This window comes from uncultured Turicibacter sp. (assembly GCF_938044715.1).
GTDB lineage: Bacteria > Bacillota_I > Bacilli_A > MOL361 > Turicibacteraceae > Turicibacter > Turicibacter sanguinis.
Genome location: NZ_CALIOS010000140.1, coordinates 1 through 6,533, shown reverse-complemented (window position 1 = coordinate 6,533; position 6,533 = coordinate 1). Strand labels below are relative to the sequence as shown.

The 6,533-nt window shown below is 32.5% G+C and carries 8 protein-coding genes; all 8 read right to left on the bottom strand.

The window, feature by feature from the left end:
• Nucleotides 1–176 precede the first annotated feature (176 nt).
• Nucleotides 177–659, bottom strand: a complete 483-nt coding sequence (gene ispF / locus QWC74_RS13405; RefSeq protein ID WP_006784405.1) for a 2-C-methyl-D-erythritol 2,4-cyclodiphosphate synthase — start codon at nt 657–659, stop codon at nt 177–179.
• Nucleotides 660–673: 14 nt separating this feature from the next.
• Nucleotides 674–877, bottom strand: coding sequence for a hypothetical protein (locus QWC74_RS13400; RefSeq protein WP_006784404.1), 204 nt, complete (start codon nt 875–877; stop codon nt 674–676).
• A gap of 29 nt (nt 878–906) precedes the next feature.
• Nucleotides 907–1,386, bottom strand: a complete 480-nt coding sequence (locus tag QWC74_RS13395) for an HAAS domain-containing protein (RefSeq protein WP_155061865.1) — start codon at nt 1,384–1,386, stop codon at nt 907–909.
• A gap of 13 nt (nt 1,387–1,399) precedes the next feature.
• Nucleotides 1,400–1,711: a PadR family transcriptional regulator gene (locus tag QWC74_RS13390; RefSeq protein WP_006784402.1), complete on the bottom strand. Its 312-nt coding sequence runs from the start codon at nt 1,709–1,711 to the stop codon at nt 1,400–1,402.
• Nucleotides 1,712–1,856: 145 nt separating this feature from the next.
• Nucleotides 1,857–2,651, bottom strand: a complete 795-nt coding sequence (locus QWC74_RS13385) for a PepSY domain-containing protein (RefSeq protein WP_006784401.1) — start codon at nt 2,649–2,651, stop codon at nt 1,857–1,859.
• 275 nt (nt 2,652–2,926) lie between these two features.
• The gene (ispD, locus tag QWC74_RS13380; RefSeq protein WP_006784400.1) at nt 2,927–3,607 is read right to left on the bottom strand and encodes a 2-C-methyl-D-erythritol 4-phosphate cytidylyltransferase; all 681 of its coding nucleotides are present in this window, start codon (nt 3,605–3,607) and stop codon (nt 2,927–2,929) included.
• Nucleotides 3,608–3,664: 57 nt separating this feature from the next.
• Nucleotides 3,665–4,675: a class II fructose-bisphosphatase gene (glpX, locus tag QWC74_RS13375; protein ID WP_006784399.1), complete on the bottom strand. Its 1,011-nt coding sequence runs from the start codon at nt 4,673–4,675 to the stop codon at nt 3,665–3,667.
• A 175-nt stretch (nt 4,676–4,850) separates the two neighbouring features.
• Complete coding sequence (locus QWC74_RS13370) at nt 4,851–6,428, bottom strand: FUSC family protein (RefSeq protein WP_006784398.1); 1,578 nt, start codon at nt 6,426–6,428, stop codon at nt 4,851–4,853.
• Nucleotides 6,429–6,533 lie beyond the last annotated feature (105 nt).

The window sequence follows — 6,533 nt, the reverse complement described above, 5'->3', positions numbered from 1 at the left end:
AATTGCTTAGTTTGTGATGAATAATTGTCTGATTTAAATTGACAACTCAGGAATAAATAAAGCCAAAGAAGTAATTCTTTAGCTTTATTAAAATATAGGGGGCATATCATAATTGATTATACCTTGTATCAATATCTCAGAGATTAATAAACGGTTAACATCGCGTTAATATTGTGTTAATTAGTCTTTTTGAATAATAAAACAACACACTCTGAAGCTATTCCTTCTTCTCGCCCCACAAACCCTAACTTTTCACCACGAGTAGCTTTTACATTAACTTGATCCATTGAAGCATTTAAATCACTCGCAATATTTTGACGCATCGAGTCGATATGTGGTCGCATTTTAGGTCTTTCAGCATAAATTGTCGCATCTAAATTTCCTAAGCAATATCCCGCTTCATCCATCATTTTAAAGGCTCCGCGCAATAGAACACGTGAATCGACTCCTTTGTAAGTTGGATCAGTATCTGGAAAATGAGTTCCGATATCACCTTTTGCTAAAGCACCAATAATTGCTTCTGTTATTGCGTGGCATAATACATCAGCATCACTATGTCCAAGTAATCCTTTTGTATGCTCAATCTCAACTCCACCTAAAATTAATTTGCGTCCCTCTACTAACTGATGGATATCAGTTGAATGGCCAATTCGAATCATCAAAATCTTCCTTTCTAATCAAAAATATCATCAAATAAGTCATCTAGTTCAATCATCCCCTGTGATTTTAACTCGATTAAATCAAAAAGGACTCCTTGATGTAAGCTTTGTTTTATCACGATATTAGATGATACCGTAACTACAGAACACACTATCACAATAATAACGGCAACTAGACTCGAAATAATTAAATAAAGCTCTAAACCTTTCTTTCTCATTGAATTCACCTACATTCCTCAATTGATTCTTAATTAAGTCGTTTATAGATCAAATAACCTGTATAAAGTGACGCAACCCCAATATTAAATAAAATTAGTGTCACTCCTAATACTGCAATCGCAAGTCCGATTGAAAAAGACATTAAAAAAATACTTCCAATTATAAAACGAAAACTCGTCATAAAAAATAAAATCGAGACACATAAAGATGCTATGATAGCACAGATAGAGATACCTTTTTTAAAACCTTTTTCATTAGATTTTGGCTTTTCTACCTTTGAATCATCTTTATCAGCGGGGAAACGAGATTCAGTATAATCTAATGATTGCTTAACTTCTTGTGCTACCTTTTTAGGCCATCCTAATCTAGATAATATCTCCTCTTCATCTATATCTAACTCTTTCATTTCATTAACTTGTTCTTTATAAGAAGATAAGATTTCTAATCGGTCCTCTTCTAAAATATCTTGTAATTCTCGCTCTAACTCTTCTAGCCATTGGTTAATCATATCCACTGACTAATCACACTCCTTCGAATAAACGATGAACGGATTCAACCATTTGATTCCATTCTTTTAAAAGTTTTGCTAAATATTCTTCACCTTTATCTGTTATTGAATAATATTTTCTCGTCGGACCTTCAGTTGACTCTTTATTATAAGTTTCTAAATAGCCTTCTTTCGTTAATCTTCTTAATAATGGATAAATTGTACTCTCAGTCACCTCTATATAATATGAAAGTTTTTGAACCATTTCGTAACCGTACAAATCCGTTTTTTCAATTAATTTTAAAACACATAATTCTAAAACACCCTTTTTATATTGTGCATTCATAATCTCATTATTAATAACAACAAATTGTTACCCTAAACCTCCCTTACAGATAGTCTTTTAGCAAGAAATCCATCAAAAAGACTTGTGATATAATACCACAAGTCTTTCAAATTTAAAATATTTTCTAACCTTTTATTCGGCTATATTAATCTAAATTTGTATCCACACTGCGAGAAATAATACTTCCATCAATCCCACTAATTTCGAATTCGTATTCAGTTCTTCCCTCATAAACAGTAATCTCATATACAGGAATTCCTCGTTCATAATCTAATGAAAATTCGCCAATTACGCCACTATTTACTTGGCCTAATGCAATCTCCTTCGCTTTAGTTTGATCAATATTTAATCCTTGATTAGTATTTATATTAGATGCTTGGTTAATTAATTCTTGGTCTTTACTCAAAATACTTCCATCCATCGCACTGACTTCAAATTCATATTTATATGTTCCATCTACTACTGTAACATCATAAACCGGAAGGTAGTCATCGCGGTCCAATTTAATTCCAACAATTGTTCCATTGACTTGATTATTTATAATTTCTTTTACTTTTGCCTCATCAATCTTTACTTCATTAGTGATTAGTGGATTTTGTTCACTACTACGTTTTAAAATACTTCCATCAACAGCACTGATTTCAAATTCATATTCAGTCGTACCATTCACAATCGTAATATCATAATTTGGAATAATATCATCCATATCGTATGAGAATTCAATAACATTTCCTGATCCGACTTCTTTCAAAGCAATCTCTTTTGCTTGCTCTTCAGTAATTGTCACTTGCGCACCGCTAATATTTGTTGAATTAGGATTCTGGGAAGTTATCGGAGTTTCTGTTTGAGTAGTTGATGGATTAGTCGTTTGAGGAGCAGAAGAACATCCGAATAAAAATGCCCCTGTTACTAACATTGAATATAATAGTGTCTTTTTCATAAAAATCTACTCCTTATATCTTAATTATTATTTTTATTTTTATAAAAAAATTAAATTTTAATGTATAACATCGTGATAAATTTTAGTTATTCATCTCCTACTGTGTATTACACACTAGTAGTATAACAAACACTACTATACATTGTCTAGTAGCTTGTATAAAAATAGCCAACGAAATTTTTTTCGTTGGCTATTTTTTTATCGTAATTTGAATTTCTTGTTTAACGACATAAAATATGATTCACTTATTTCAATTCATTTTAGCTATTAAATATCTATAGGGTTCCCTTCATTAATTGCTTTGCCATTACTAAATCTTCTGGAGTTGTTAGTTTAATATTAGTATAGTCTCCTCGTACCACATTAACAGTTGATTTTGTAAACTTCTCTATTAAGCTTGCCTCATCAGTCCCTAAAAATTCTGCTTTTTTTGCACGTTCATGTGCTTGCTTTAATAAAGAAGTTGGGGCTGCTTGCGGTGTCTGAACAGCATATATTTGCGAGCGATCAGGAGTTTCAACTACGACACCGTCAACTACACGTTTAATCGTATCCTTTACAGGCACTGCTACAATAGACGGATGATGACTTAGAGCTTGCTGATAACATTCATCAATCATACGTTGCGTCACAAAAGGTCGCGCTCCATCATGAACTAAAACAACATCCTCAGTAACCATCTGAAGCCCATTGTAGACACTATATTGTCGTTCGCTTCCACCTCGAACAATTCGAATACGCGAATCCATTATATTAGCACCTTCTAAGATATTTTGCATCGTATCTATTTCAGTTGGATTAACAACTAATATAAGTTGTCCACAATTTGCATTTTTTAAGAATTTTTTCAAGGTATGAACCACAACAGGTTGGTTGTTAATTTCATATAACATTTTATTGTAACCCAATCCCATTCGACTTCCAATTCCGGCTGATAAAATAATTGCAGCGTACATGTCTTTCACCTCATATGTAAAAGTTGCCTCCTATTGATAGGAGGCTAGTTTAAAAAATTATAAAATGATTTCTTTAATTTGGTCGTCTTTACGATCTAGATAATGAATTGATTGAATACGACGAACAGTTCTTGATTTTCCGCGAATAACTAATGTTTCAGTTGTGGCAATTCCATCTTCACATGTGATTCCATCTAATAAATCACCTTTAGTGATTCCTGTTGCTGAGAAGATAACATTATCACTTTTCGCCATATCCTCAAGTTTTAAAATTTCGTTTGGTTTAACTCCCATTTCTTCACAACGACGAGCTTCATCCTCACTCATTTTAATATTTTCTTCTGTCTCACCTTTAACATCTTTACGTAAAACTAAACGTCCTTGCATATCTCCATCAAGTGCACGGATTACAGCAGCAGAAACAACACCTTCTGGTGCTCCACCAATTCCATAAACCATATCAACTTCACTAAATGGCATACATGTTAAAATTGAAGCTGCAACATCTCCATCTGGAATCGCAAATACACGCACTCCTAAAGCCTGCATTTGTTTAATTTGCTCATCATGACGTGGTTTAGCAAGTGTCATCACTGTTACAGCAGATAATGGCTTATTAACTGCTTTGGCAACACGACGAATATTTTCTTCTAAAGATAAGTTTAAATCAATAACACCTTTCGCTTTTGGCCCAACGATTAGTTTTTCCATGTACATATCTGGTGCTTTTAAGAAAGATCCTTTTTCACCAACGGCAAGGGTTGTCATAGCATTAGCCTGTCCCATTGCTGTCATACGAGTTCCTTCAATTGGATCTACCGCGATATCTACATCGTCTCCAAATCCAGTTCCAACACGTTCTCCGATGTATAACATTGGCGCCTCATCGATTTCACCTTCACCAATCACAATCTCTCCGCGAATATTAATTTCATTTAATACGTGACGCATCGCTAAAACAGCCGCACCATCTGCCGCGTTTTTATCCCCACGTCCTAACCACTTGTAACCTGCTAATGCTGCTGCCTCTGTGGCACGAGAAAACTCAATTGCTAATTCACGTCTCATGTTGAAACCTCCTATAAATGATTTAAAATTCCAATTTTATTATATCAAAAAATCAAGTTCTCGGTTGGAATTTTGTCGTTTTTTTGGAACAACTTTCACAAAAATAATTTCTTTCAATTTAACCTTATCAAAAAAAAACACTTTTCACCATATAGATAAAAAGTGTTTTTAGATGTTATTGAATTGGATTAGTTAAAGCATCAAAGCTAACATTTAACCATTCACGATATTTGTTATCGTCCCCTGCCATTTCGAGGGCATGATAAGCTTCTACAATAACTGTATGAGGATACTTTTCATTACCTAAAAGATAATGTTTATACTTTTCATAAAGATCCATTAAATAAGTATGAGCTTCTTTTTCACGAATTGTAAATAAATATCGATTTCCTAAAAAGGCAACTATTCCCCCTAACAAAACAAATCCCACACGATTCTGGGCAACAATTAATCCTGTTGTTCCAATAACAGCTGCTCCAAGCGATTGGATAGTTGTTGCAATCATTTTATAATCGTATCGATTAAAGAACATATTTACATACGATGTAATCATCACAATCAACGTTCGTGAAGTTGAAGATTTAAAGATTGTAAATAAAATTAAAAATAAAATAACACCGAATAATGTCCCTGTAAATCGCATCCATGTTTTCTTATTACTTTCCTCATAACTTGGTTGAACAAGTGCTAACAGTGTAAAACATAGCCAACGACCATATTCTAAGTTAAAGAATGTGGTGTAGAACAAGGCAGCACTTAATAAAATCGTCACACGCATAGCAAATTTAAAAGACAGTGACTTTGTATCAATTTGGAATATTTGATGCAAGATGTTTTCTTTATATTCAGGATAAACATCTTGTTCAGATAATTTCAATATCTTTAAAGCCTGTTTATTTTTTTGCATGAAGTCAGGTAAAACTTTTTCATCCCATTTATCAAATATTTTAGCCGCAATAGCGTAGTCCTCATTTTTTAATCCTTGAACTAATAATTTCAGATCTAGTAATAATTCTTCTGATGTTTCACCCGCTTCGTAGTAATTTGAGACATCTGTTAATAAGTAATAAATTTTATGAAGTGAGATAATTTCACTCACACGATACATACTATCCGTTGTTAAAGTCGTTCTTAAATTGCGACGTTCAAATGTTACTTTCATAAAACGTTTCATTCCCAGTTTAAGAACATCGATTTCTTCAGGATGAATACTGTAATCTTGAGATAAAATTCGATCGATTCTTTTTTCAACAAGCTCTAATGCTGTTTCATTTTCATTTTTTAAAATCTTCTTATAAGTATCTTTGTTCATTACATATTGTAATAAAACGATTAATAATGCTCCTATCGCTAACGAAATTAAACGTCCTGGAAGCATTTTAATATCTGAAACTGGTGCTGATAATAATAGAAATAAATATCCAAGTAAATATGGGAAATGATATGTTTTCTTACCATTTATCGTTGTCCAATACGTCATAAAGAAAATAAATGGAATACTAATTAACATTGTTAAAAATGCACTAACCGTTATTAAATAACTCGCTAATCCCATATACAACAAGATGAATAATAATTTAATAAATAACAGTTTTAAATTTTGAGTCATATCCTTTTCAGATGTAACTAATCCAATAATTAAAACCGTAACTCCAACCATTAAGTTAGATTGGCCAAAAATGGTCTTAAACAAAACAACATAAACCATAATGGACAGAAATAAAAATGCATTAGATATGATTTGTTTTTTCATTCTTCTCACCTCAATAAAATAAATAGTGTTGAGCAATATAACAAAAATATTGGATCTAGGTCAATATTTTGGACACAAAAAAGTTAAGTTTTTAAGCAGTCTGTC